This is a genomic window from Streptomyces cinnamoneus (genome assembly GCF_014650495.1).
In the GTDB taxonomy this organism is placed as follows: domain Bacteria; phylum Actinomycetota; class Actinomycetes; order Streptomycetales; family Streptomycetaceae; genus Streptomyces; species Streptomyces cinnamoneus.
In genome coordinates, this window is the sequence record NZ_BMVB01000001.1 from 456,475 (window position 1) to 480,932 (window position 24,458).

At 73.4% G+C, this 24,458-nt stretch carries 30 protein-coding genes; 19 read left to right on the top strand and 11 right to left on the bottom strand.

What is annotated here, in order from left to right:
• Positions 1-174: 174 nt before the first annotated feature.
• A complete protein-coding gene (locus IE182_RS02000; protein WP_373303491.1) occupies positions 175-864 on the top strand; it encodes a PAS domain-containing protein in 690 nt (229 codons plus the stop codon).
• 267 nt (positions 865-1,131) lie between these two features.
• The gene (locus IE182_RS02005) at positions 1,132-1,647 is read left to right on the top strand and encodes a hypothetical protein (protein WP_190107832.1); all 516 of its coding nucleotides are present in this window, start codon (positions 1,132-1,134) and stop codon (positions 1,645-1,647) included.
• 24 nt (positions 1,648-1,671) lie between these two features.
• Here the strand turns inward: IE182_RS02005 and IE182_RS02010 are convergent, their stop codons facing one another.
• On the bottom strand, positions 1,672-2,163 hold the full coding sequence (locus IE182_RS02010) for a DUF6328 family protein (RefSeq protein ID WP_190107833.1): 492 nt from the start codon (positions 2,161-2,163) through the stop codon (positions 1,672-1,674).
• A gap of 55 nt (positions 2,164-2,218) precedes the next feature.
• A complete protein-coding gene (locus IE182_RS02015) occupies positions 2,219-3,091 on the bottom strand; it encodes a hypothetical protein (RefSeq protein WP_190107834.1) in 873 nt (290 codons plus the stop codon).
• A gap of 168 nt (positions 3,092-3,259) precedes the next feature.
• Here IE182_RS02015 and IE182_RS02020 point away from each other — a divergent pair, with 168 nt between their 5' ends.
• Positions 3,260-3,703, top strand: coding sequence for a hypothetical protein (locus IE182_RS02020; protein WP_190107951.1), 444 nt, complete (start codon positions 3,260-3,262; stop codon positions 3,701-3,703).
• Between the two features lie 87 nt (positions 3,704-3,790).
• Complete coding sequence (locus IE182_RS02025; RefSeq protein WP_373303492.1) at positions 3,791-4,519, top strand: DUF6766 family protein; 729 nt, start codon at positions 3,791-3,793, stop codon at positions 4,517-4,519.
• A gap of 10 nt (positions 4,520-4,529) precedes the next feature.
• Here the strand turns inward: IE182_RS02025 and IE182_RS02030 are convergent, their stop codons facing one another.
• The gene (locus IE182_RS02030; RefSeq protein WP_190107835.1) at positions 4,530-5,354 is read right to left on the bottom strand and encodes a DUF1206 domain-containing protein; all 825 of its coding nucleotides are present in this window, start codon (positions 5,352-5,354) and stop codon (positions 4,530-4,532) included.
• Positions 5,355-5,418: 64 nt separating this feature from the next.
• Positions 5,419-7,797 (bottom strand): phosphoketolase family protein, encoded by a 2,379-nt coding sequence (locus IE182_RS02035; protein WP_190107836.1) that lies wholly within the window; start codon positions 7,795-7,797, stop codon positions 5,419-5,421.
• 267 nt (positions 7,798-8,064) lie between these two features.
• On the opposite strand from IE182_RS02035, the gene IE182_RS02040 reads away from it, so the two are divergent.
• Positions 8,065-8,949: a hypothetical protein gene (locus IE182_RS02040; protein WP_190107837.1), complete on the top strand. Its 885-nt coding sequence runs from the start codon at positions 8,065-8,067 to the stop codon at positions 8,947-8,949.
• Between the two features lie 468 nt (positions 8,950-9,417).
• On the opposite strand, the gene IE182_RS02045 is transcribed toward IE182_RS02040, so the two are convergent.
• The 3 genes from IE182_RS02045 to IE182_RS02055 all read right to left on the bottom strand — a co-directional run bounded on the left by IE182_RS02045 (position 9,418) and on the right by IE182_RS02055 (position 10,915).
• On the bottom strand, positions 9,418-10,227 hold the full coding sequence (locus IE182_RS02045; protein WP_190107838.1) for an SDR family oxidoreductase: 810 nt from the start codon (positions 10,225-10,227) through the stop codon (positions 9,418-9,420).
• 122 nt (positions 10,228-10,349) lie between these two features.
• Positions 10,350-10,571 carry a hypothetical protein gene (locus IE182_RS02050; RefSeq protein ID WP_190107839.1) on the bottom strand — a complete coding sequence of 74 codons (222 nt, stop codon included), beginning with the start codon at positions 10,569-10,571 and terminating at the stop codon, positions 10,350-10,352.
• A gap of 173 nt (positions 10,572-10,744) precedes the next feature.
• Positions 10,745-10,915, bottom strand: coding sequence for a hydrophobic protein (locus tag IE182_RS02055; RefSeq protein ID WP_071966292.1), 171 nt, complete (start codon positions 10,913-10,915; stop codon positions 10,745-10,747).
• A 157-nt stretch (positions 10,916-11,072) separates the two neighbouring features.
• Between IE182_RS02055 and gvpO the strand changes: the two genes are divergently transcribed.
• The 8 genes from gvpO (at position 11,073) to IE182_RS02095 (ending at position 14,456) form a co-directional block, all read left to right on the top strand.
• A complete protein-coding gene (gvpO, locus tag IE182_RS02060) occupies positions 11,073-11,372 on the top strand; it encodes a gas vesicle protein GvpO (protein ID WP_190107840.1) in 300 nt (99 codons plus the stop codon).
• A gap of 113 nt (positions 11,373-11,485) precedes the next feature.
• The gene (locus tag IE182_RS02065) at positions 11,486-11,905 is read left to right on the top strand and encodes a gas vesicle structural protein GvpA (RefSeq protein ID WP_190107841.1); all 420 of its coding nucleotides are present in this window, start codon (positions 11,486-11,488) and stop codon (positions 11,903-11,905) included.
• Positions 11,902-12,618, top strand: coding sequence for a GvpL/GvpF family gas vesicle protein (locus IE182_RS02070; protein WP_190107842.1), 717 nt, complete (start codon positions 11,902-11,904; stop codon positions 12,616-12,618). Before IE182_RS02065 ends, IE182_RS02070 begins: the two co-directional genes overlap by 4 nt.
• A 33-nt stretch (positions 12,619-12,651) precedes the next feature.
• The gene (locus IE182_RS02075) at positions 12,652-12,867 is read left to right on the top strand and encodes a gas vesicle protein GvpG (RefSeq protein ID WP_190107843.1); all 216 of its coding nucleotides are present in this window, start codon (positions 12,652-12,654) and stop codon (positions 12,865-12,867) included.
• Positions 12,864-13,208, top strand: coding sequence for a gas vesicle protein (locus IE182_RS02080; RefSeq protein ID WP_190107844.1), 345 nt, complete (start codon positions 12,864-12,866; stop codon positions 13,206-13,208). Before IE182_RS02075 ends, IE182_RS02080 begins: the two co-directional genes overlap by 4 nt.
• A gap of 5 nt (positions 13,209-13,213) precedes the next feature.
• On the top strand, positions 13,214-13,993 hold the full coding sequence (locus IE182_RS02085) for a GvpL/GvpF family gas vesicle protein (protein ID WP_190107953.1): 780 nt from the start codon (positions 13,214-13,216) through the stop codon (positions 13,991-13,993).
• Positions 13,990-14,193: a gas vesicle protein gene (locus IE182_RS02090; RefSeq protein ID WP_190107845.1), complete on the top strand. Its 204-nt coding sequence runs from the start codon at positions 13,990-13,992 to the stop codon at positions 14,191-14,193. Before IE182_RS02085 ends, IE182_RS02090 begins: the two co-directional genes overlap by 4 nt.
• The gene (locus IE182_RS02095; protein WP_190107846.1) at positions 14,190-14,456 is read left to right on the top strand and encodes a gas vesicle protein K; all 267 of its coding nucleotides are present in this window, start codon (positions 14,190-14,192) and stop codon (positions 14,454-14,456) included. The genes IE182_RS02090 and IE182_RS02095 overlap by 4 nt, the downstream gene beginning before the upstream one ends.
• Before the next feature lie 49 nt (positions 14,457-14,505).
• On the opposite strand, the gene IE182_RS02100 is transcribed toward IE182_RS02095, so the two are convergent.
• The 4 genes from IE182_RS02100 to IE182_RS02115 all read right to left on the bottom strand — a co-directional run bounded on the left by IE182_RS02100 (position 14,506) and on the right by IE182_RS02115 (position 17,080).
• The gene (locus IE182_RS02100; RefSeq protein WP_190107847.1) at positions 14,506-14,793 is read right to left on the bottom strand and encodes a DUF1876 domain-containing protein; all 288 of its coding nucleotides are present in this window, start codon (positions 14,791-14,793) and stop codon (positions 14,506-14,508) included.
• A gap of 28 nt (positions 14,794-14,821) precedes the next feature.
• Positions 14,822-15,091, bottom strand: a complete 270-nt coding sequence (locus IE182_RS02105) for a DUF1876 domain-containing protein (protein WP_190107848.1) — start codon at positions 15,089-15,091, stop codon at positions 14,822-14,824.
• Between the two features lie 41 nt (positions 15,092-15,132).
• Entirely contained in the window at positions 15,133-16,452 is a 1,320-nt protein-coding gene (locus IE182_RS02110) for a phosphoribosyltransferase family protein (RefSeq protein ID WP_190107849.1), read from the bottom strand.
• Between the two features lie 196 nt (positions 16,453-16,648).
• Entirely contained in the window at positions 16,649-17,080 is a 432-nt protein-coding gene (locus IE182_RS02115) for an HIT family protein (protein WP_190107850.1), read from the bottom strand.
• 104 nt (positions 17,081-17,184) lie between these two features.
• Between IE182_RS02115 and IE182_RS02120 the strand changes: the two genes are divergently transcribed.
• From IE182_RS02120 to IE182_RS02145, 6 genes are all read left to right on the top strand, one after another.
• The gene (locus tag IE182_RS02120) at positions 17,185-17,949 is read left to right on the top strand and encodes a DUF72 domain-containing protein (protein ID WP_190107851.1); all 765 of its coding nucleotides are present in this window, start codon (positions 17,185-17,187) and stop codon (positions 17,947-17,949) included.
• A gap of 119 nt (positions 17,950-18,068) precedes the next feature.
• Positions 18,069-18,392: a plasmid stabilization protein gene (locus IE182_RS02125; protein ID WP_190107852.1), complete on the top strand. Its 324-nt coding sequence runs from the start codon at positions 18,069-18,071 to the stop codon at positions 18,390-18,392.
• Between the two features lie 77 nt (positions 18,393-18,469).
• Complete coding sequence (locus tag IE182_RS02130) at positions 18,470-19,720, top strand: cytochrome P450 family protein (protein ID WP_229844506.1); 1,251 nt, start codon at positions 18,470-18,472, stop codon at positions 19,718-19,720.
• Positions 19,721-19,797: 77 nt separating this feature from the next.
• Positions 19,798-21,303 carry a glucose-6-phosphate dehydrogenase gene (gene zwf, locus IE182_RS02135; RefSeq protein ID WP_190107853.1) on the top strand — a complete coding sequence of 502 codons (1,506 nt, stop codon included), beginning with the start codon at positions 19,798-19,800 and terminating at the stop codon, positions 21,301-21,303.
• A complete protein-coding gene (locus IE182_RS02140) occupies positions 21,300-22,046 on the top strand; it encodes an HAD family hydrolase (protein WP_190107854.1) in 747 nt (248 codons plus the stop codon). The genes zwf and IE182_RS02140 overlap by 4 nt, the downstream gene beginning before the upstream one ends.
• Positions 22,043-24,421, top strand: coding sequence for a glycoside hydrolase family 65 protein (locus IE182_RS02145; protein ID WP_190107855.1), 2,379 nt, complete (start codon positions 22,043-22,045; stop codon positions 24,419-24,421). Before IE182_RS02140 ends, IE182_RS02145 begins: the two co-directional genes overlap by 4 nt.
• The last annotated feature ends 37 nt before the right edge of the window (positions 24,422-24,458 follow it).

The window sequence follows — 24,458 nt, forward strand, 5'->3', positions numbered from 1 at the left end:
CCGAACCATCCGGAAGGGCAAACCGCAGGTTTAACCGTGGCGAGACGGCATGTCGTTGACTTGGCTCAGCGGAAGTACCTACTGTTTCGATCAGTTGGTCAGAAACCGGGCCATTGGGATCGAGGCCCGGATACCGCAATTCTTTGTCGCATTTCTAGCGCGCGGTTCCGAACGTTGAGTGGGATCCGAAAGGTTGGCAGTCTCGTGGCCACTTCCGTACTTGCAGATGACCAGGCCGGTGTCCGTCCGCAGTTCGAGCAGCCCGGTATGTGCATGGCGTATCTCGACCCCGCGCTGACGATCCGGCAGGCGAACCCCGAGTTCTTCCGGCAGTTCGGGACCACCTCCGAGGACGTGTGCGGGCGCAGGTTCCAGGAGCTGGTGCACCCCAGCGTCCAGCAGCCGCTGCTGCGCCAGTTCTCCGGCCTGGTCGAGGGCCGGCGCCAGCGGTTCGCCACCCACGTGGTCGCCCTGCGGCAGGAGGAGTCCCGGGAGGACTCGGCGTTCTCCAGCACGCTCACGGCGATCTCCGTGCGCGGCGGCACCCCGGGGGACGCCGCGATCCTGGTGATGATGCCGCCGGGGCAGGCGTCCGCCGAGGAGGCGGGCGTCGTCACCAGCCGCAAGAAGATCCTCACCGAGATCGACGCGCGCATCCTGGAGGGGATAGCCGCCGGAATTTCCACCGTCCCGCTCGCCTCCCGGCTGTATCTCAGCAGGCAGGGCGTCGAATACCACGTCACCGGCCTGCTCCGGAAGCTCAAGGTGCCCAACCGTGCCGCCCTGGTATCCCGTGCCTACTCGATGGGTGTGCTCAAGGTCGGCATGTGGCCGCCGAAGGTCGTCGAAGAATTCATCAAGTGACCGGCCGTCCGGGAAGGGTCCTGAGGGATTCCCGCATTCCCGGAAAACGAGGGAAACACCTAGTCCTGCTGTGCTCCGCAGTATTTCCGGCGGACAAGCGGAACCTCAGGGGAATTTCTGCCGTCCGCCGGGCTCCGGCGGGGCGGGCCCCGGGCGGCCGCTGCGGCGGGTGAACCGGAGGGAACTCTTCCGGTCGCTGGTGCGCTGTACAGGGTGAAGCTGCGAGGCCCGTGCCCCTGGTGGCACTCGGCGAATGGGGGGAAACCCATGCGCGTAACCCGCACGACCTGGCGCTCCGGGGCGGCCGTTGCCCTGCTGGCCCTGCTGACCGTTCCGGCCGTCGCCCTGGCGGCAGCCTCCCACGCCCCCGGCGGCCCGGCGGGGGAGTCCGCCGGCGAACCGTCGGCGCACGAGGGCGACCCGTCCTCGGCCACCGACCGGGTGGCCGCCTTCTACGGGGCGTACGTCGACGCCCGTACCGGCACGCCCGACACCGTCCTGTCCGACGCCCTGCGCGCGCACTTCCTCACCGAGGAGTTCCGCGAACGCCTGACGTCCTGGGAACTGCAGCACGGCGTGGACGGGGTGTTCCACGCCCAGAACACCCCGCGCGCCTGGCGCGTGACCTACGACAACAGCGGCGCCGGGCACACCTGGACCCGCATCCGGCTGACGTGGGGCGACGTGAAGAAGCCCACGTACACCTACCTGAGCGTGCAGTCGGACCTGAGCACCGGGCTCATCTCCGACATCAAGGAGACCGGGGCCCCCGCGGGAGAGTGAGGCGGCCCGCCCCGCTGCGGGCGGTCAGCCCTTACGGGCGTAGCGGTGGCGGGCCCAGGCCGGCAGGCCGAACCAGCACAGCGCCAGCCAGGCGACGAGCCCGCCCGTCACCCAGGGCACGGCCGCGTTGTGCATCGCGATGCGCAGGATGAGGAGGAGGGCCGACGCGACGGTGGCCAGCAGCAGCACGACCCCCAGCAGCGTCATGCGTGACGCCCAGGTGACGGTCTGCGGCTTCAGTCGCCGTCCGGTGACCAGCCGGTGGAAGGAGACGGGGCCGATCAGGGCGCCGGTGGTGGCGGCGCCCAGCAGCACGGTGACCACGTAGATCCTCTTGTCGGTCGTCCCGAGCGAGGCGAACTGCGGCGTGAAGACGACGGTCAGCAGGAAGCCGAAGAGGATCTGCACCCCCGTCTGGGCCACCCTCACCTCCTGGAGCAGCTCGCTCCAGCGCCGGTCGGCGCGCTCCTCGGGGGATTCGTCGCGTCCTTCGCGCTGTGCTCCGCTCGGCGTCATGGCGACCCGTCCTTCACGTCCGCGGTACGGGGTACCGTACTGGGCTCCTTGGCGCTCAGGGGGTATTGAGGGGCGTCCGGCGGACGAACGTCATGCCGAAGCGGTCGCCCCGCCCCACGCCCTCGCCCGTCACGTAGGCGGCGTTGTGGCCGTGCCAGTACAGGCAGCCGATCCGCAGGGGCTCCTGCCCCTCCCAGTAGGGCTTCATGCGGACGCCCGCGAGCGGGTTGCGCTGCCGGCCGGGGCCCCAGCCCCGCACCTCGGACTCCAGGACCTGGCTGTACCAGTCGGCGCCGCGGTCGAGGTCGGTCAGGTGGAACACCATCCGGCGCTCGGCGCCCGCCATGGTGACGTCGACGTCCAGTTGCGCCCTGCGGCCGTCGAGGCTGCCGAGGTAGCGCCCCCGGCCCAGGGGCCGGCCGCACCAGTCCTCGAAGTCGCGGAACGGCCGGTTCTGGGTGAGGGCGGGGGCTGTGGCCGAGCGGTGGAACGCCATCGGGTATCCGCCGCCGCCGCTGCTGCCGATGCCGGACAGGACGTCGGTGTCACACGTGTGGATCAGCAGGCTCGGCCAGGTCAGGGCGGCCGCGCCGGACAGCGTGACCGTGCCGATGTCCCGTGCGCCCGCCGGGACTTCCTGCCGGCTGCCGATATACGTCACATCCCGTTCGAGGTCGGTGAAGGTGAGATAGACGGTGCGCAGCGTGCCGGGCGCCTCCTGCGCCACCACGATCCGCAGCCGGGCCCTGCGGCCGTCGCACACCCCTTCCCAGGTGCCGTGGAAGGCGCGGACGTCCCGGAACGTGCCGCCTCCTCCCGCTGCTGCCGCGACCGGCATCGCGCCGCCCCACATGAGTCCTCCGGCGGCCAGGGCGGTGCCCACGGCGGACTTCAGGGCGGTGCGGCGGGTCATCGAGCGGTACTTCATCGGACCTCCCGAATCTCTCGGCTCCTCAAGCGGCCAAACGCGTCTCATCATGGGCGGGAGACGCCGGGTGGCACAGGCGCAATTGAGCCGCCGCACGGGTGCGGCCCTTGTGTCGGAACGGGGAGAATGTCCTGATCATTGTGGGGTGCGCTTAGTGTTGCGCGCGTGATGTCGCGTGAGAAGCAGCGCCGCCCACCCCCCTCACGGGTGCGCACGGGATCCCGTGCCCTGCTCACCGTGGTGCTGCTCGCCGCCACGACCGCCTGCGGCGCCCTGGCCGAACGGCGCGACGACGCCCTCGCCACGGTCACCGTTTTCGAGCAGGCCCTGCGCACCGGGCAGAAGGAGCCGCTGTGCGCGGCCCTCGCCCCCGTCACCCGCGAGGAACTGGAGCAGTCGGCCCGGGCCTCCTGCGAGCAGGCGATCGAGGACGAGGAGGTCCCGGCGGCCGGTGCCGTGAGGCACCTCGACGTCTACGGCGACCAGGCACGGGCCGTCCTCGATCACGACACCCTCTTCCTGGCGCACTTCCCCGGCGGATGGAAGGTGACCGCCGCGGGGTGCCGGCCGCGCTCCGAGCAGCCCTACCAATGCACGGTCAAAGGCAGGTGACACCGTCATGAAAGCAATGTTCAGCTCCTGCCTGGTGCTGATCGTCGGGGGCCTGGTGTACTTCACGGCGCTGGGGCTGATGCACCGGTGAACCGGACCGCGGGAGCGCAGGAGGACACGGCCCCCGGGCGCACCGGCCGGCTGCGGCGCTTCGTCCACGACAACGGCCTCGCCCTCGCCTTCGGCGCCGCGTTCGTGCTCGCCGTGGCGGGCCAGGCGGCAGCCGGCCGAGCCGAGTTCAACAGCCTCCTCATCACCGACGGCCTGGCACCGGTCGACCTCCCCGCCTACCTCACGTCGTCGGACTTCGCCGTCGACGTCACCGAGAACTGGCAGTCGGAGTTCCTGCAGTTCTTCCTCTACATCTTCGTCACCGTCTGGCTGGTCCAGCGCGGCTCGCCCGAGTCGAAGCAGACCGGGAAGGCCGGGCCCGAATCCGACCGGGAGCAGCTCGTCGGCGAGCACGCCCGGGACGACTCCCCGCGCTGGGCCGCCGCCCCCGGCTGGCGCCGGGCGGTGTACTCCCACTCGCTCGGCCTCGTCATGGGCGTCATCTTCCTGCTCTGCTGGTTCAGCCAGTCCGTCACGGGCACGGCCGCCTACAACGAACAGCAGCTGCGCCAGCTTGAGGCCCCCGTCGCCTGGAGCGAGTACCTGCTCCGCGCCGAATTCTGGAGCCGCACCCTGCAGAACTGGCAGTCGGAGCTGCTGGCCGTCGCCGCCATGGCCGTCTTCTCCATCTACCTGCGCCAGCGGGGCTCACCGGAGTCGAAGCCGGTCGGCGCCGCCCACGCCGCCACGGGCGTCGAGGGCTGAGCCGGCCGCCTCACAGGGCCCGCCAGCGGGCCATGGCGAAGGAGAACAGTCCGAACATGCCCAGGCCCACCGCCACCACCGCGAGGAGCCAGGGGCCGGCCGGGGTTCCGGCGAAGGCGCGCAGGGTGTCGTCGAGGCCCTTGGCCCGGGCCGGGTCGTAGGCGACGGCCGCCTGGACCGCGAAACCGCCCACCGCGGCGAACACGATCCCCCTGCTGCACCCGCCCCCGACCCCGAGGACGTCCACCGCCCTGCGCACCGCCGGCGACATCCCGGCCGGCTTCAGGTCCTCGCGGTACGAGCGCATGGCCGCCCTGACCACGATCCAGACGCCGGTCACCGCCACCGCCACCCCCGCCGCGGCCACCAGCCACTGGCCGCCCGGCCAGCCCAGCAGCCGGGTGGTGACGTCGCGGGACTGCTCGTCCGTCGAGCCGGCGCCGCTCTCCCGTTCCCCGGCGGCGAAGGCGAGCACCGTGCCGGCGACGACGCAGTAGAAGACGAAGCGCACGGCCGAGAACAGCCGCTCGCGCGCCTTCCCGCCGTCGGGGCCCGCCGCGCCGAAGACCGCCTCCGACAGCCGCCACAGCGCCATGCCGACCAGCCCGATGCCCACCGCCCAGACCAGCACCCCGCCGAGGGGCTTGTCGGCCAGCTCCTCCACCGCGCCGCCGCGGTCGGCCTGTTCGCCGCCGCCGGTGAGCGCGACGCGCAGGGCGAGCACACCGACGAGAAGGTAGATCACCCCGCGTGCCGTCAGTCCCGCCCGCGCCGCGGCGACCGTCCCGGCACCACGGGCCGCCCGTACCTCGCCGCCGTCCGGCAACCGCCTCATCGTGTCGCCCTCCGTCCCGGGCACACCCCTGGCCGTCGTCCCCCGGGGTCCCGGAGCCCCGCGCTCACGCCGACCAGGCCCAGTCGGCGACCTCCGGCAGGTCCGTGCCGTGCTCGCGGATCCAGGCGTGGTGGCGGGCGCGGGCGTCCTCCATGGCCTGGCGCACGGGGGCGGCGCGCACGGCGAGGTGCGGGACGCGGTCGATGACGTCCATGACGAGACGGTAGCGGTCGAGGTCGTTGCGGACGACCATGTCGAACGGCGTGGTGGTGGTGCCGATCTCCTTGTAGCCGCGGACGTGGAGGTGGGCGTGGCCGGTGCGGCGGTAGGCGAGGCGGTGGATGAGCCACGGATAGCCGTGGTACGCGAAGATCACCGGTTTGTCGGGGGTGAACAGCGCGTCGTACTCGGCGTCCGCCATGCCGTGCGGGTGCTCGCCCGCGGGCAGCAGCCGGGCCAGGTCGACGACGTTGACCACGCGCACGGCCAGGTCCGGCAGGTGGCGACGGACGAGCTGGGCCGCGGCCAGGACCTCCTGGGTCGGCACGTCGCCGGCGCAGGCGAGCACCACGTCGGGCTCCTTGCCGTCGTCGCCGGAGCCGGCCCAGGTCCACACGCCCGCACCACGGGCGCAGTGGGCGCGGGCCTGCTCCAGGCTCAGCCAGTCGAAGCAGGGCTGCTTGCCGGCGACCACGACGTTCACGTAGTCGCGGCTGCGCAGCACGTGGTCCGCGACCGACAGAAGGGTGTTGGCGTCCGGCGGCAGGTAGACGCGTACGGCCTCGGGGCTCTTGTTGAGGATGTGGTCGATGAAGCCGGGGTCCTGGTGGGAGAAGCCGTTGTGGTCCTGGCGCCACACATGAGAGGTCAGCAGGTAGTTGAGGGAGGCGATGGGGCGCCGCCACGGCAGCCGGCGGCTGACGCGCAGCCACTTGACGTGCTGGTTGACCATGGAGTCGACGATGTGGACGAACGCCTCGTAGCAGGAGAACAACCCGTGCCGGCCGGTGAGCAGGTAGCCCTCCAGCCAGCCCTGGCAGGTGTGCTCGGAGAGGATCTCCATGACCCGGCCGTGCCGCTCCAGGTGCTCGTCCGTGCCGACGGTCGCGGCCTGCCACGCCTTGCCGCTGGCGCGGTAGACGGCCTGCAGCCGGTTCGAGGCCGTCTCGTCGGGGCCGACGAGACGGAAGTCGCGCCGCGCGGCGGTCGCGGCCATCACCTCGGCGAGCAGCTCGCCCAGCACCCCGGTGGGCTCGTGCCGACTCGCCCCGGGCTTGTCGACCGGCACCGCGAAGCGCTCCAGGGGCGGCAGCGGCAGGTCGCGCAGCAGCAGGCCGCCGTTGGCGTGCGGCGTCGCGCCCAGCCTGCGCGTGCCCTCCGGCACGCAGGCCAGCACCTCGGGCCGGGGCCCGCCGTCCTCGTCGAAGAGCTCCTCGGGGCGGTACGAGCGCAGCCACGCCTCCAGCAGGCGCAGGTGCTCCGGGCTGTCGCGGACACCGGACAGCGGCACCTGGTGCGAGCGCCAGGTGCCCTCGACGGGCAGGCCGTCCACCTCGGCGGGGCCCGTCCAGCCCTTGGGCGTGCGCAGCACGATCACGGGCCAGCGCGGCCGTTCGGCGGCGCCCTCCCCGCGGGCGGCGTGCTGGATCGCCGCGATCCGGTCGAGTGCGGCGTCCATGGCGAGCGCCATGTCCCGGTGGACGGCCAGCGGCTCGTCGCCGGTCACGTGGAGGGGCTCGTGACCGTAGCCGCGCAGCAGGTCGTCCAGCTCGGCCTCGGGCAGACGGGCGAGGACGGCCGGGTTGGCGATCTTGTAGCCGTTCAGGTGCAGGACCGGCAGCACGGCGCCGTCGTGGACCGGGTCGAGGAACTTGTTGGAGTGCCAGGACGTCGCCAGCGGGCCGGTCTCCGCCTCGCCGTCGCCGATGACGCACGCGACGAGGAGGTCCGGGTTGTCGAACGCGGCACCGTAGGCGTGCGAGAGGGAGTAACCGAGCTCCCCGCCCTCGTGGATCGAGCCTGGCGTCTCGGGGGCGACGTGGCTGGGCACCCCGCCGGGGAAGGAGAACTGCCGGAACAGCCGCTCCATGCCGGCCGCGTCACGGCCGACGTCGGGGTACGTCTGCGTGTACGTGCCCTCCAGCCAGGAGTTCGCCAGGACGGCCGGCCCGCCGTGCCCCGGCCCCCAGACGCACAGGGCCTGGAGGTCACGGGCCCGGACGACGCGGTTGAGGTGGGTGTGGACGAGGTTGAGCCCGGGCGAGGTGCCCCAGTGGCCCAGCAGACGCGGCTTGATGTGCTCGGGGCGCAGCGGCTGCCGCAGCAGGGGGTTGCCCATCAGGTAGATCTGGCCCACGGCGAGGTAGTTCGCCGCACGCCAGTGGGCGTCCAGCTCCCGCAGCTCCTTGTCGGTCGGCGGCGCTGCCGCCGTGACGTCCCGCATGACTGCCTCCGCAACGATGGTGAGGGGGTGTACTTGTGCCGGGGTCGTGCCGTCTCCTGTCGTCACCTGGCGCCTGGTGTCGGCGCCGCCGTCTCCCCTCCGGGGTCAGCGTCCAGCGTGCCGCCTGCCCGCGGGGGCTGCCAGGGGGCGGCCCCGGCGGCCCCGGCAGCGGCCCGCGACGTGCGCATGCCGCGCCGAGGCGGGAGACTCGTCGGTACCGAGGCCCGGCACGCGCATGCGTGCCGGCGCGGAGCCGGACGGAAGACCATGGACCTGGACAGCGCGACCGAGGAGCTCTTCCGGCTGCGGCCGGAGGAGTTCACCGCTGCCCGTGACCGGATCGCGGCCGAGGCCGGGCGGGCCGGCGACCGGGAGCTGGCCGGCCGCGTCAAGGCGCTGCGCAAACCCACCCTGGCGGCCTGGGTGAGCAATCTCCTGGTGCGGGAGAGGCCGGACGAGGCGGGTGCGCTGACCGCCCTCGGGCAGGGGCTGCGCGAGGCCCACCGGAAGCTCGACGGCGGAGCGCTGCGCGAGCTGAGCCGCCGGCAACGGACCGTGGTGGCCTCGCTGTCCCGGGAGGCGGGGCGCCTCGCGGCCGAGGCCGGACACCCGGTGGGCGGCGAGGTGCAGCGCGAGGTCGAGGAGACCCTGCACGCCGTACTGGCGGACGCCCGGGCGGCACAGGAGTGGGCGGCGGGGCGGCTGTCCCGGCCGCTGACCGCGGTGACCGGCTTTCCCGGCCTGGCCCCCGACGCCGCGGAGCAGCTCGCCGCACCGCCTGCACCCGCCGGGCCCGCTTCCGGTGCGGGGCGCGGCGCGCACGTCACCGACCTGGCCGAGGCGCGGGAGCGCCGTCGCAGGAGCGAAGAGCGGCGCGAGCGGCTGGAGCGGGTGCGGGAGGAGGAACGGGCACGGCAGGAGGAATGGAGCCGCCTCCGGGAGGAGGCGGACCGGGCGGACGAGGCCGAACGCGCCGCCCACCAGCGGGTGGAGGAGCTGACCCTCGACCTCGGCGCGGCCCAGGACCGCCTCGGCGCCGCCCAGGAGGCGTCCCACCGGCTGCAGGACCGCCTGCGGGCAGCGGACCACGCCTGGCGCGCGGCCCGCCGCACCGCGGAAGCGGTGGAGTCGGAGCCGGACCCGGACGGGTAGCGGTGACCGCCCGCGCACCGGGGCCGCGGGGCCGCGCGTGACGGCCTGCCGCGCCGCGGAAGCGGTGGAGCCGGAGCCGGACCCGGACGCGGAGCGGTGACCTCCCGAGTACCGGGGCCGCCGGCCCGACGCGTGACGGCCCGCCGCATCGCGGAAGCCACGGAACCGGAACCTGCCCCCCGACCCGTCACCGTGACCTCCCGCGCCCATGGGCCGCCGGGCCGCGCGCGACGGCCCGCCGCGCCGCGGAAGCGGTGGAGCCGGACCCGGACGCGGAGCGGTGACCTCCCGCGTACCGGGGCCGCCGGCCCGACGCGTGACGGCCCGCCGCATCGCGGAAGCCGCGGAACCGGAACCTGCCCCCCGACCCGTCACCGTGACCTCCCGCGCCCACGGGTCGCCGGTCCGACGCGCCCTCCCCGCCGGCGTGCCCTCGCGCCACCTCCGGGACCGGGGCCCGGCACCGGGTCAGACCCTGCGCCATGAGTCGTTCTCCAGGTGGGAGCCTGCCTGGGGGCCCATGCGGAGCATGCCGCCGTCCACGGTCCACGAGGCGCCGGTGACGTAGCTCGCGTCCGGGCTGCAGAGGAAGCCGATCACCGCCGCCACCTCGCGGGCGTCGCCCGGTCGGGCGATCGGGACGCCGGGGCGGTGCTCCGCGTGGACGTCGATGTCCTCCTGGCCCGTCATGGGGGTGGCGATCTCGCCGGGGGCGACCGCGTTGACGTTGATGCCGTGTTCGGCGAGCTCCAGTGCCATCACCTGGGTGAGCAGCCCCAGGCCGCCCTTCGCCGCGCAGTACGGCGCGGCGCCCACCCGCGGCTGGTGCTCGTGGACGCTGGTGACGTTCACGATCCACCCGCCGTCACCCTGACGGATCATGCGGCGCGCGGCCCGCTGGCCGCACAGCAGCGGACCGACGAGATCGACGTCGAGCACCTCGCGGACCGCGCCGAGCTCCAGGTCGAGGAAGGGCGTGGCCGTGCCGACCCCGGCGTTGTTGACCAGGACGTCGATGCGGCCGAGCCGCTCGGCCAGCCGGTCGACGGCATCGGCGGCGTCCGGCAGGAGGGTGAGGTCCATCTGCTCCAGCTCGGCGCGCCGGCCCGCCGCCCGCACCTCGGCGGCGGTGCCCTCGGCGCCCTCGCGGTCGCGGTGCCAGGTGATGCCGATGTCCATGCCCTGCCGGGCCAGCCGGACGGCCGTGGCACGGCCGATGCCGGAGTCCGATCCGGTGACGACGGCGGCACGTGGTGCGGCGGGTTCCTGCGCCTTCATGAGGGGTCCTCGTCTCTGGGTGCGCGGGTCGGGGGCCGGCCCGTCCACTGACGACGCATACCCGGTCCGACGGGACCGGGTATGCGTCGTCACTCGGCCGGCGTCCGGCGTACGGCGCCCGCTCAGGCGGCGTCACGGCCGGGCGGCGTGGCCGGCCCGGCGGCCGGACCGGCGCCGGGCGGCGGCTCACGGGTGGACGGGCCCGGAACCGCCCGCAGATGCCTGCGCGGCAGCGCGTGACGAGGAACAGCGGAACCTTTCTTCAGTAGGCGCTCCTCGTACTGGTCCAGCGCGAGCACCAGGCACAGGAGCGCGGGAGGCAGGAGAAGGGCGACGGCGACCACAAGGGCTCCTTCCGGAGAACCGGGAACGCAGGGGCTACGGGGTCGGGTTGCCGGACGCGCCCGGCGCAAACGCGAGCGGCCCCCGCCGGGCGCATGCCCGGCGGGGGCCGAGGTCCTGGGAAGCGGCCGGACCGTGGCGCCGTGCTGCGGCGGCGGTCCGGCCCCCGGGGACCTCACCATCGGTACCAGCGGCCGCGTCCGCCACCGGTCCCGGCGGAACGCATCACGAAGCCGAGCAGCCAGATCACCAGAACGGCCACGGCAACCCACCACAGCACCTTGATGGCGAAACCCGCCCCGAAAAGGATCAGGGCGAGCAGGAGAACGAGGAGCAGAGGAACCATTGTCATCAACCTCCAAAGCTTCGGGTGCCCCGTCATTCGTCTTCTACGCTTTTCCGCGCTCAAACTCCCGAACTCTTCCGCGCGGACCTCATGTTTGAAACGGCCGCCAGGGGTACCCGCACCACACAAGGCCCTTGATTCGATACAGAGGCCACCCATGACCAACGCGAAAGAAACGTCCGGCACATCCGACGAGCCCGTCCTGACGGCACCGCAGATCCTGCGCGCGGCCCACGAACAGTTCACCGAGCTGACCGGACTGCGCCCCGAGGGCGTCTCCCGGTTCGAACGGGCCGAGCAGGGCTGGCTGCTGGAGGCCGAGGTCGTGGAGATCACCCGCGTCCCGGAGACGATGAGCGTGATGGCGCTCTACGAGGTGACCCTCGACGCCACCGGCCTGCTCACCGGCTACCGCCGCGTGCGGCGCTACGAGCGCGGCAGGACCGATTCCCGCTGAGGGGACCGGTGCCCGCCGGGGCGCAGCGGACCGGCGCGGTGCCCGGCGGGGCCGTCGGAAACGAGGCGTGGACGAGGCGAAGACGAGGAGAAGACGAGGGGAAGCGGTTCGACATGAGCGTAGTCCCTGTGCAGCAGGGCGGCGGAGCGGGCGGCACCAGCGGCCTGTACGACGTCCTTGAGCTGGTTCTCGACCGCGGCCTGGTGATCGACGCGTTCGTGCGCGTCTCGCTGGTCGGCATCGAGATCCTGAAGATCGACGTGCGGGTCGTGGTCGCGAGCGTCGACACGTACCTGCGCTTCGCGGAGGCGTGCAACCGCCTCGACCTGGAGGCCGGCCCGCACAAGAGCGCCGGCCTGCCCGAGCTCGTCGGCGACGTGACCGAGAGCGGCGCCCGCGGCAAGACCAAGGGCGCGCTCTCCGGCGCCGCGCAGACCGTCTCCGACGCCCTCCACCAGGTGCGCGGCCGGGGCGAGGGCCAGGAGAGCGGCACCCGGCGGTCCGCCTCCCGCAAGAAGGAGGAGAGCGAGTGACCACCTACGTCTACGGCATCACGCGCGCCGGCCGCCAGGACCTGCCGGAGGACCTCACCGGCATCGGCGACCCGCCGCTCCCCGTCCGGACGGTGACCGGATCCGGTCTCGCCGCGGTGGTGAGCGACTGCCCGCAGGAGCTGCGCCCCAAGCGCCGGGACCTGATCGCCCACCAGCAGGTCGTGACCGAGATCGGCCGCCGCGCCCCCGTGCTGCCCATGCGCTTCGGCAGCGTCTCCGACAGCGACGACGAGGTGCGCGACGTGCTCGCCGAGCACGCCGGCCGGTACGAGAAGCAGCTGGAGGAGCTCGCCGGACGCGTGGAGTACAACGTCAAGGTCGTGCACCGGGAGGACGCCGTCCTCCACCGGGTCCTCGCCGAGGACGCCGGCCTGCGCACGCTCGCGGAGGCCAACCGGGCCTCCGGTGGCGGCAGTTACGAACAGCGGCTGCGGTTCGGGGAGATGGTCGCCGAGCGCGTGCGGGAGAGGGAGGACCGCGACGCCGAGCTGGTGCGCGAGACGCTGGCGCCCCTGGCGGAGAAGACCCGCACCGGCCCGGAGAACGCCGGCTGCTTCCTCAGCCTGTCCTTCCTCGTCGACGAGTCCGCCGCCCGGCGGCTGCTGACCGAGACCGGCAGGCTGGAGAAGGAGAACCCGCACGTGGCCCTGTCCGTGCACGGGCCGCTGCCGCCCTACAGCTTCGTCGAATGACCGCCCCGTGACCCGCATCCGCCGGAGCACCCGGTGATCGGCTTCGTCGGCTGGGTGCTGCGGCGCGTCGTCGCGGAGGCCGAGCGCGTGTACTACGACCCGGCCACCGTGCAGGGCGAACTCAAGGCACTGGAGGAGCAGCTGACATCGGGCCTTGTCGACGAGGCGGAGTTCGACCGCCGCGAGGACGAACTCCTCGACCGGCTGGCGGAGGTCCGACGACGCAACGACGGGAACGGGACCGCATGAACGAGCACAGGGCGCCGGTGTCGTACGCGGACAACGGGCCGGCCAATCTCGCCGACATCCTTGAACGGGTGCTCGACAAAGGCGTGGTGATCGCGGGGGACATCCGCATCAACCTGCTGGACATCGAACTCCTCACCATCAAACTCCGTTTGATCGTCGTGTCCGTCGACAAGGCGAAGGAAATGGGGATCGACTGGTGGGAGAACGACCCCGCCCTCTCCTCCGGGGCCCGGAGCAATTCCCACGGAACACCGCGGATCCGGGAATCGGACGACGAACGGCGAGAACTGCGGGAACGGCGAGAACTGCGAGAAGAGGAACGGCGAGGGGAGCCCCGGTGAAGGACATGCCGCAGCGGTACGTGTACGCCTACGCCGTCACGCGGGACTGCGCCGCGGTGGCGGGAGCCCTGGAGACCGTCACCGGTGTCGCGGCCGAGCCCGTGGGCGGCGTCCGGCACCTGGGGCTCATGGCACTGGCCGGGAGGGTTCCGGCCGCGGAGTACGACGAAGGGGCCCTGTCCGAACGGCTGGAGGACCTGCCGTGGCTGGAGGGTGTCGCCCGCGCCCACCAGCGGGTCGTCGACGCCGTGACCGCGGCCGGCCCCTGCGTCCTCCCCCTGCGGCTGGCGACCGTCTTCCACGACGAGGCCGGGGTGCGCGCCATGCTGGAGGACAGGGGCCAACAGCTGCGTTCGGCCCTCGACCGGCTGGACGGACGCACCGAGTGGGGCGTCAAGGTGTACGCCCCCGAGCCCACCGCGGCCCCCCGCCCCCCGGCGCCGCGCGCCACCACGTCCGGCCGTGACTACCTCCGGCGGCGCGCCGCCGAACGGCACGCGCACCAGGAAGGGGAACGGCGTGCGGGCGAGGCCGCGCGCGGCATCCACACCACCCTCGCCGCTCTCGCGGAGGAGACCCGCCTCTACCCGCCGCAGAACCCCGCCCTCTCCCGGCACCCGGGCCGCAACGTCCTCAACGCCGCCTACCTCGTCCCGTGGGACAGCGCCCCGCACTTCACCTCGGCCGTGACCGGCCTCGCCGAGCACGCGCCCGGCGACGGTCTCCGCGTGGAGCTGACGGGCCCGTGGGCCCCGTACTCCTTCGTCACCCCGGACACCCCGTGACCGGCGCCGCCCTTCCCGCCGACCGCAGGCTGACCCTGGTGGACCTGCTCGACCGCCTCCTGGCGGGCGGCGTCGTCCTGACCGGCGACCTCACCCTGCGGATCGCCGACGTCGACCTCGTCCGCATCGACCTGAACGCCCTCATCAGCTCCGTCGACGCCTCGGTCGTACCGTCCCCCTGGGAGGAGCAGCATCCATGACCCGCCCTCTGGACCTCGACCGGGCCACGATCGAACGCGACCTGGTCAGGCTGGTCCTGACCGTCGTCGAGCTCCTGCGCCAGCTGATGGAACGCCAGGCCGTCCGCCGCGCGGAACACGGCGACCTCACCGAGGCCCAGGAGGAACGCATCGGCCTCACCCTCATGCTCCTCGACGAGCGCATGCGGCAGCTCTGCGCCGAGCACGGCCTGCAGATCGAGGACCTCAACCTGGACCTGGGGCCGCTGGGCCCGCTGCTGTGACGCGTTGTGCGTGCAGGACGTGTTGCCGTGCGGTGTCCGGTGCCGGCCCTCACAGACTCCAGCCGGACGTCGGTGAGGTCCTGGGTTCGGGGGCCGAGCCATGGGCCTCGACGTCGTGCTGGGCGGTGTGCAGCAGGCGGCTGCCGAGGTCGCGCAGGGCGCGGCCGGCGGCGAACTCGTCGCCGATCTCCGGAACGTTCTCGTCGCCCGGAGCGCGGCGGGCCGCCCCCGTTCCGGTGACCGAGGCGGTCCCGGTGTCGAGAACTGCTCGTGCCTTGGTGCTGTCCCCGTCCTCGGTGAGCTGAAGACGGATCTTCCACTCGGTGGTGTGTGGCATTGCTCGCTCCTCCCGGGCGCGTGCGGATCTAGTGCGTCAGGTGCACCTTCTCGTGCATGACCTCCTGGATCTCGTCGCCGGCCTTGTCGAGCAGCTGCTCTGCCAGGCCGTTGAGGGCGCGGGCGGCCGCGACGTCCTCGCCGACGCGCTGCTGGCGGCGGTCGGACGGGTTGCGGTTGGCGATGCCCTGGGCCGCGAGCTGGGAGCCGTCGTGCATCCGCAGGCGCACGTCGGCCTGTGTCGTGGCGTCGATCTCGCGGAACTCCATCTCGATGGTGCAGTCGACGATCGTCTCCATGGTGATCACCTACAGCCTGTCGGTGGGTCGGCTCGCAGTGGTCAGCCCGTACGGGCGGACGCTGCCAGATGGGTGGTGAACCAGTCCCGGGCGAGGTCCGCGACGGTGTCCAGCGCCCCGGGTTCCTCGAAGAGGTGCGTGGCGCCGGGCACCACGGCCAGGTGGTTCTCGCAGCGCAGTTGCTGCGCCGCCTGCCGGTTGAGTTCGAGCACGGTCTCGTCGTGGCCGCCGACGATCAGCAGGGTCGGGGCCGTGACCTGGGCCAGGCGCGGCCCGGCGAGATCGGGGCGGCCGCCCCGTGAGACGACGGCGGCGACGGGTTCCTGCGCCGCCGCTGCGTCCGCGGCGGCCCACAGGGCGGCCGCCGCGCCGGTGCTCGCGCCGAAGTAGCAGACGGGAACGGGCTCGCGCCGCCGCAGCCAGCGCGTGACCTCCGTCAGCCGGCGTGCCAGGGGCTCGACGGCGAAGACGTTCGCCCGGTCGTTCTCCTCCAGCGGCGTCAGCAGGTCGAACAGCAGCGTGCCCAGTCCGGCGTCGCTGAGGGCCTGCGCCACCGCGCGGTTGCGCGGGCTCAGCCTGCTGCTGCCGCTGCCGTGGGCGAAGACCACCAGCCCGGCGGCGCCGGCCGGCATGGTGAGGTCACCGGCGAGCGCGACGCGGCCGCCGTCCACCGGTAGTTTCAACGGGCCGCCGTGGGCGTCGCCGCCACCGCCGTTCTCCCGGGCCTGCTCGGCGTTCCTGCGCAGCAGCTCGATGACCTCCTCGTCCGAGGTCTGCGCGAAGTCGTGGTACCACTCGCCGACCGCCGCGAACGCGGCCGGGGTGCTGAGACAGATCAGCTCGTCCACCCGGGTGCGGAACTCCGCCGCCGCGTCCGGCGGTGCCACCGGCACGGCGAGCACCACGCGGGCTGCTCCCTGCGCCTTCGCCACCTGGCAGGCGGCCGACGCCGTGGCGCCGGTCGCGATGCCGTCGTCGACGACGATCGCTGTGCGGCCCTCCAGGGGAACGCGGGGTTGTCCCGCGCGGAAGCGCTCCGCGCGCCGGGCCAGCTCCGCCTCCTCGCTGCGCTCGACCTCCACCAGGTCGTCCTCGTCGATGCGGCTCATGCGCACGATGTCGCTGCGGATGACCCGCACGCCGCCCTCGCCGATCGCGCCGAACCCCAGCTCGCGGTGGTACGGCACGCCCAGCTTGCGGACGAGGATCACATCGAGCGGGGCGGCCAGCGCCCGGGCGACCTCGAAGGCGACGGGGACGCCGCCACGGGGCAGACCGAGCACGACCGGATTCTCGCCACGCAGGTGCCCCAGCCGCTCGGCCAGGCGCCGACCGGCGTCCACTCGGTCGATGAACCGCATGATCCACCTCTGGCCCCGGGGCCCGGCTCCGGGAGCCCCGGAAGGAAAGGGGGAAGCCGTAATTCCAAGGAAAGCCGTAATTCCAATATGACGGGCTTCGGGGGGATAGTCCACAGGGGTCCCACGACCTCCCGGAGGCCGCACGCGTACGCCGTCCCCCGCCCGTTTCCCCTCTCCTCTCCCCGCCCCTCCCCGCTCAGCCGCCCGCCCGGCCCTCCTCCGTCAGCGCCCGGCGCACCCGGGCCGCGACCTGTGCCGCCTCCTCCTCCGAGGCGTAGCGCGTGCGCGGCCAGAAGAAGCCGCGCAGCCCGTCCTTGCGGTTGCGCGGCACCACGTGCACGTGGAAGTGCGGCACCGACTGGCTCACCCGGTTGTTCGCGGCGACGAACGAGCCGGCGGCCCCCATGCCGCGCTCCACCGCCCCCGCGACCCGCTGCACCCGGGTGAAGAACGGACCCACCTCCTCGGCCGGCAGGTCGGTGAGCGTCTCGGCGTGCCGCTTCGGGACGACCAGCACATGGCCGGGAAACAGGGGCCGGGCATCGAGGAAGGCCACCGCCGTCTCGTCGTCGAGGACGCGGTGCCCGGCCGCCCCGCCCGTCGCGATCGCACAGAAGATGCAGTTCACGACACCAGTGAACCAACACCAGTGAACCAACCGCCGTCCCGCATCCGGCGGGAATCGCGCGCTCCGGGCGGTGCCCGGGCCCCGCCCGGGGCAGGCATCACCGCATGCCCCTGCTCGTGGGAACCTCGGGATGGCAGTACAAGGACTGGCGCGGCGACCTCTACCCCGCCGACCTGCCGCAACGCCTGTGGCTGGAGGAGTACGCGGCCTCCTTCGCGACCGTCGAGAACAACAACGCCTTCTACCGGCTGCCCACGCCCGAGACGTTCGCCGACTGGCACGACCGCACCCCCGCCGGCTTCGTCATGGCCGTCAAGGCCAGCCGCTATCTCACGCACATCAAGCGGCTGCGCGACCCCGAGGAGCCGGTCGAGCGGCTCCTGCGGCATGCCGCCGGCCTGGGGGACCGGCTCGGGCCCGTCCTGCTGCAGCTGCCGCCCACGCTGCACGCCGACGCGGCCCTGCTGGACGCCGCGCTGCGCTGCTTCCCCCGCCGGGTGCGGGTGGCCGTCGAGCCCCGCCACGGGTCGTGGTGGACGGACGAGGTGCGGGCCGTGCTGGAGGGCCGCGGCGCCGCGCTGTGCTGGGCCGACCACGATTCCCGGCCCGTGACCCCGTTGTGGCGCACGGCGGACTGGGGGTACGTGCGCTTCCACAGCGGCCGGGCGCAGCCGTGGCCCCGCTACGGGCGCCAGGCGCTCACCACCTGGGCCGGGCGGCTGGCGGACACCTGGCCCGAGCGGGCCGACGTGTACGCCTACTTCAACAACGACCCCGGCGGCGCCGCCGTCCACGACGCGGTCGTCTTCGCCCGCGCGGCCGCCCGGCGGCACCGCACGGTCAGCCGGACCCCCGCCCTGCGCGGCTGACCCCGCCCCGCCCGCCCACGCCCCCCCGGCGCGGCCGCCACGCCCTGCGCCGCCCGGCCGCGCATGCCACGCTGAACGGGGGGCAGCAGCAGTTGCGGAGGCGAGCGAAGGAGCGGCAGATGCCCAGGGGATCCAGCCCGAAGCGCGAGCGGCAGTACGAGCACATCAAGGACAGCGCCAAGGACCGCGGCGAGAGCGAGAAGCGCGCCAAGGAGATCGCGAGCCGGACCGTCAACAAGGAACGGGCCCGCGCGGGGGAGTCGAAGACCGCCAGCCGCAGTTCGCTCGACGACATGTCCTCGTCCCGGCGGGGCGGCCAACGCTCGCACTCCGGAGCGCAGGGGCCCACCAAGGACCAGCTGTACAACGAGGCCAAGAAGAAGAACATCCACGGCCGGTCCGACATGACCAAGGCGGAGCTGAAGAAGGCGCTGGGCCGCTGAGGACGCCCCGCGTTTGTAGGAACCGGACAGGCCGCTCCTCCCAGCGCTGACGACGACCCCACCAGCGGTGGCGCTGCGTGATCGGTGAGGATGAGCGGGTGCCCGAACTCCTCGACCCCGCCGACCCCGCCTTCGCGCGCGACCCGTACCCCTACTACGCGCGGCTGCGCGCCCAGGGGCCCGCGGTGCGGGTGCCGCTGGCCAACGGCACGCACGCCTGGCTCGTCACCGGCTACGAGCAGGCCCGGGCCGTCCTGGCCGACCCCCGGTTCTCGAACGTCCCGCCGGCCGCGGCGGGCCGGCCCAAGCCCGACTCCCCGGCGCAGCGCGCCCGCGGCTGCCTCGCCCGCCACATGCTCAACTCCGACGCCCCCGACCACGTCAGGCTGCGCCGGCTGACCACCGCCGCGTTCACCCCGCGGCGGGTCGACGCGCTGCGCCCGCGCATCGAGCGACTGACCGACGCACTGGTGTCGGAGGTGGCCGGCCGGCTGGCCCGCGAGGGCGTCGTCGATCTCGTCGACGCCTTCGCCTTCCCGCTGCCTGTCCTGGTGATCGGCGAGGTACTGGGCGTGCCCGAGGCCGACCGGGCCGACCTGCGGGAGTGGACGTACCGGGTGGGATCGCCCGCCGACGCGCTCGCGCGGGGCGCGGTCGACGAGGCGTGGGCCGGGCTCCACTCCTACTTCTCCGCACTGATCGAGACCAAGCGCAGGACCCCGGGGGACGACCTCTTCAGCGCGCTGGTGCACGACGCGCGCGAGGGCGGCCTCGACGACGGCGAGCTGCTGGCCATGGCGTTCCTGCTGCTGTTCGCCGGCTACGAGACGACCATGAACCTGCTCGCCTCGGCGTCCCTGCTGCTGCTCACCCACCCCGCCGAGGCGGCCGCCGCGCGCGGCGGTGACGAGGCCCGCTGGAACGCCGTGATCGAGGAGACCCTGCGGCACGCGAGCCCGCTGGAGGGGACCACCTGGCGGCGGACCACCGAGCGGGTCGACCTCGGCGGCGGAGCGGTCATACCGGCCGAGGACTCGGTCCTCGTCGTCCTCGCGGCCGCCAACCGCGACCCCGGCCGCTTCCCGGCCCCCGACGCCTTCCGGCCGGCCCGCTACCTGACCGACGCCGAACGCCCCGCCCCGCACCTGGCCTTCGGCCACGGACCGCACTTCTGCCTCGGCTCCCGCCTGGCCCGCATCGAAGCGGCCGTCGCCCTGCCGCGCCTCTTCGACGCCCTGCCCGACCTGACCCTGGCCGCCGACCCAACCGAACTCCCCTACCGCCCGGGGCTCCTGGTCCGCGGCCCCCGCCGGCTCCCCGTGCGCTGACACCGGCCGGCCACGGCCCGCGGCCGAACGGGTGACGAAAATCGCGCCCGGGCGGCGCCTGCCGGAAGGTGGGAGGTGTGAAGGCCAACCAGACCCCGGACGACCGGCGGCCGGGCGGGCGGCCCGGGACCGGCACGCCCGACGACCACGTCGTCGTGCTCTTCGGCGCCACCGGCGACCTCGCCCGGCGCAAGCTGCTCCCCGGGCTGCACCGCCTGGACCGCGCGGGCCTCATGCCGCGCGACTACCGCATCGTCGGCTCGGCACCCGCCGCGGCCGCGCTCACCGACGAGGAGTTCCGCGCCCACGCCAGGGAGGCCGTCCGCGCGTTCGGGACGGGCGAGCCCGAGGGCGCGGCCTGGGACGCCTTCGAGGCCAGGCTGAGCTTCGGCGCCGCCGACCCCGAGGACCCCCGGATGCTGCTCGCCGCCGTCCGCGCCGCGGAGTCGGCCCTCGGCGGCACCCCCCGCAGGCTGTGCCACCTGGCCGTCCCGCCCACGGCCTTCGCCTCCGTCGTCGGCATGCTCGGCACCACCGGCCTCGCCCGGGGCGCCCGCCTCATCATCGAAAAACCGTTCGGCACGGATCTCGCGTCCGCCCGCGCCCTCAACGAGACCGTGCACGCCGTCTTCGACGAGTCGCAGGTCTTCCGCATCGACCACTTCCTCGGCAAGGAGTCGGTCGACAACATCCTCGCCCTCCGCTTCGCCAACGGCCTCTTCGAACCCGTCTGGAACCGCGACCACATCAGCCACGTCCAGATCGACGTCCCCGAGACGATCGGCATCGAGGGCCGCGCCGGCTTCTTCGAGGAGACCGGCACCTTCCGCGACATGGTCGTCACCCACCTCTTCCAGGTGCTCGGCTTCGTGGCCATGGAACCCCCGGTCTCCCTCGGCGCCCGGGCCCTGCGCGAGGAGAAGACCAAGGTCTTCCAGTCGATGCGGCCCCTGGACCCCGCCCACGTCGTCCGGGGCCAGTACGACGGCTACCGGGCCGAGCCCGGCGTCGACCCGCACTCGGACACCGAGACCTTCGTCGCGCTGCGCGCCGAGATCGACAACTGGCGCTGGGCCGGCGTGCCCTTCTACCTCCGCTCCGGGAAGTCCCTCGGCCGGCGGCGCCAGGTCCTCACCCTCCACTTCAAGCGGCCGCCCCTGAGCATGTTCCCGGACCGCCCCCGCACCGGCCCGGCCGGCCACGGCAACGCCCTGGTCGTCGACTTCGACGACCCCGGCTGGATCGCCGCCCGCTTCCTGGTCAAGGAACCCGGCCCGGCCATGCGCCTGACCCCCGCCCGGATGACGTTCCAGTACGGCGACTCCGTCCGGCAGCAGCACGGCCTGGAGGGCTACGAACGGCTGATCCTGGACGCCATGCTCGGCGACCAGGCGCTGTTCACCAGCGCGGACGGCATCGAACGGCTGTGGGAGGTCTCCGCCCCGCTCCTCGCCGGTCCCGGCCCGGTCGAGCCGTACCCCGCCGGCTCCTGGGGCCCCGCCCGTGCCGACGAGCTCATCGCCCCCCACCACTGGTACCTGCCGGACATGGCTTCCGACGAGCCGGGAAGCGGAACACCATGACGAAACTCGGCCTTCCCGACGGCATCCGCGCCTGCCTGTTCGACATGGACGGCGTACTGACCCAGACGGCCACCGTGCACGCGGCGGCATGGAAGGAGACCTTCGACGCCTTCCTGCGCCGCCGGGACGGCGCCGGTTTCCGGCCGTTCGACGCCGCCGGGGACTACGACGAATACGTCGACGGAAAGCCCCGCGCCGACGGCGTGCGCTCCTTCCTCGCCTCCCGCGGCGTCACCCTGCCCGAGGGCGGCGACGACGACCCGCCCGGTTCCGACACCGTGCGCGCGCTCGGCGACCGCAAGAACGCCCTCGTCCTCGAAAAGATCAAGGAGATGGGCGTGCGGGCCTACCCCGGCTCCGTCCGCTACGCCGAGGCCGCGCGCGACGCGGGGCTGCGCCGCGCCGTGGTGTCCTCCAGCGCCAACTGCCACGACGTGCTCGTCGCCGCCGGCATCGACGGCCTCTTCGAGGTGCGCATCGACGGGCTGGTCGCCGCCGAACAGCACCTCCCGGGCAAGCCCGCGCCCGACACGTTCCTCGCCGCGGCCCGCGCCCTGGGCGTACCCCCGGCCGAGGCCGCGGTGTTCGAGGACGCGCTCGCGGGCATGGAGGCCGGCCGCGCCGGGAGGTTCGGCTTCGTCGTCGGCGTGGACCGGGCCGGCCAGGCCGGGGCGCTGCGCCGGCACGGAGCGGACGTCGTCGTGGAGGACCTCGCCGAGCTGCTGGAGGAGGACGCGTCGTGATCACCCATCCGGCGTACCGGGTCGAGCCCTGGTGCCTGCGCGAGACCGAACTCAACCTCGACGTGCTCTCCCAGAGCGAGTCCGTCTTCGCCCTCTCCAACGGACACGTCGGCTGGCGCGGCAACCTCGACGAGGGGGAACCCCACGGCCTGCCCGGCACCTACCTCAACGGCGTGTACGAGTTCCGTCCGCTGCCCTACGCGGAGGCCGGCTACGGCTATCCGGAGTCCGGCCAGACCGTCATCAACGTCACCAACGGCAAGCTGATCCGCCTCCTGGTCGACGACGAGCCGTTCGACCTGCGCTACGGCAAGCTGCACAAGCACGAACGGGTCCTGGAATTCCGCACCGGGCTGCTGCACCGCACCGCGGAGTGGACCTCGCCGAGCGGGCGCACCGTGCGGGTGAAGTCGACCCGGCTGGTCTCCTTCTCCCAGCGGGCGGTCGCCGCCGTCGCCTACGAGGTGGAGCCGCTGGACGGGGACGTGCGCATCGTCGTCCAGTCCGAGCTGGTGGCCAACGAGCAGCTGCCGCACGCCGGGGGCGACCCCCGGGCGGCGGCGGTGCTGGAGACGCCGCTGGTCTCCGAGCAGCACGCCGCACACGGCCCGCGGATCCGGCTGCTGCACCGCACCCACCACAGCGGGCTGCGGCTCGGGGTGTCGGCGGCGCACGTGGTGGACGGCGGCGAGAAGACCGAGATGTCCTCCGAGAGCAGCGACGACCTCGCCCGTTTCACCATCACCTCGCGCCTGTGCTCCGGACAGCGGCTGCGGGTGGAGAAGTTCGTCGCGCACGGCTGGTCGGCGATGCGCTCCATGCCGGCGGTGCACGACCAGGTGGACGCCGCCCTCGCGGGCGCGGTCAGCACCGGCTGGCAGGGCCTGGCCGACGAGCAGCGCAGCTACCTCGACGGCTTCTGGGCCCGGGCGGACGTGGAGGTGGACGGCGACGCGGAGATCCAGCAGGCGGCGCGGTTCGCCCTCTTCCACGTGCTGCAGGCGGGCGCCCGCGGCGAGGCCCGGGCCCTGCCCGCCAAGGGGCTGACCGGCCCCGGGTACGACGGGCACTGCTTCTGGGACACCGAGACCTTCGTCCTGCCCCTCCTGACCTACACCGCGCCCCAGGCCGTGGAGCAGGCCCTGCGCTGGCGGTACAACACCCTGCCCGCCGCGCACGAGCGCGCCCGGCAGCTGGGCCTGAAGGGCGCCGCCTTCCCCTGGCGGACCATCAACGGCGACGAGTGCTCGGGCTACTGGCCCGCCGGGACGGCGGCGTTCCACATCAACGCCGACATCGCCGACGCCGTCGTGCGCTACATCCGGGCCACGTGCGACGAGACCTTCGAGCGGGAGGTGGGGCTGCCCCTGCTGGTGGAGACCGCCCGGCTGTGGCGCTCGCTCGGCCACCACGACCACCACGGCGACTTCCACATCGACGGCGTGACCGGCCCGGACGAGTACAGCGCAGTCTCGGACGACAACCTCTACACGAACCTGATGGCGCAGCACAATCTGCGCGAGGCCGCCGCCCTGGCCGAACACCACCCGGACCTGGCCGCGGCGCTGGGCGTCGACGACGAGGAGACCGCCGCCTGGCGGGACGCCGCGACGCGCATGTCCGTGCCGTACAACGACGAGCTGCAGGTGCACGAGCAGTCGGAGGGCTTCACGCGCCACCAGGCGTGGGACTTCGCCCACACCGGGGACGACCAGTATCCGCTGATGCTGCACTTCCCCTACTTCGACCTCTACCGCAAACAGGTCGTCAAGCAGGCCGACCTCGTCCTGGCGATGTGCCTGCGCGGCGACGCCTTCACCGCGGAGGAGAAGGCCCGCAACTTCAGGTACTACGAGCAGCTGACGGTGCGGGACTCCTCGCTGTCCGCCTGCGGCCAGGCGGTCATGGCCGCCGAGGTCGGCCACACCCGGCTGGCCTACGACTACCTGGGCGAAGCGGCGATGATGGACCTGTCCGACCTGGAGGGCAACACGCGCGACGGCATCCACATCGCCTCGCTCGCCGGTACGTGGTTCGCCCTCGTCGTCGGCTTCGGCGGCCTGCGCGAGGACGACGGCCTCATCGGCTTCACCCCCCGGCTCCCCGAACAGCTGGGCCGCCTCGCCTTCACGGTGCAGTTCCGGCAGCAGCGGCTGCGGGTGGAGATCACCGACAAGAAGGCGACCTACACGCTGCTGGACGGCGACACCCTCCGCATCCGCCACTGCGGCGAGTGCCTGACGCTGTCGGTCGACGTGCCGGAGACCCGCCAGGTCCCGGTCATCACCGCGGGCCGCGCCCCCGAACAGCCGGCCGGCCGGGGCCCCGCCCGCCGCGGGCGGGCCATCGGCCATGCCGAGGAGCCGGCCCGCTGAGGGCGCCCGCGGCGGGCGCAGGGCCGGATGCGACGAT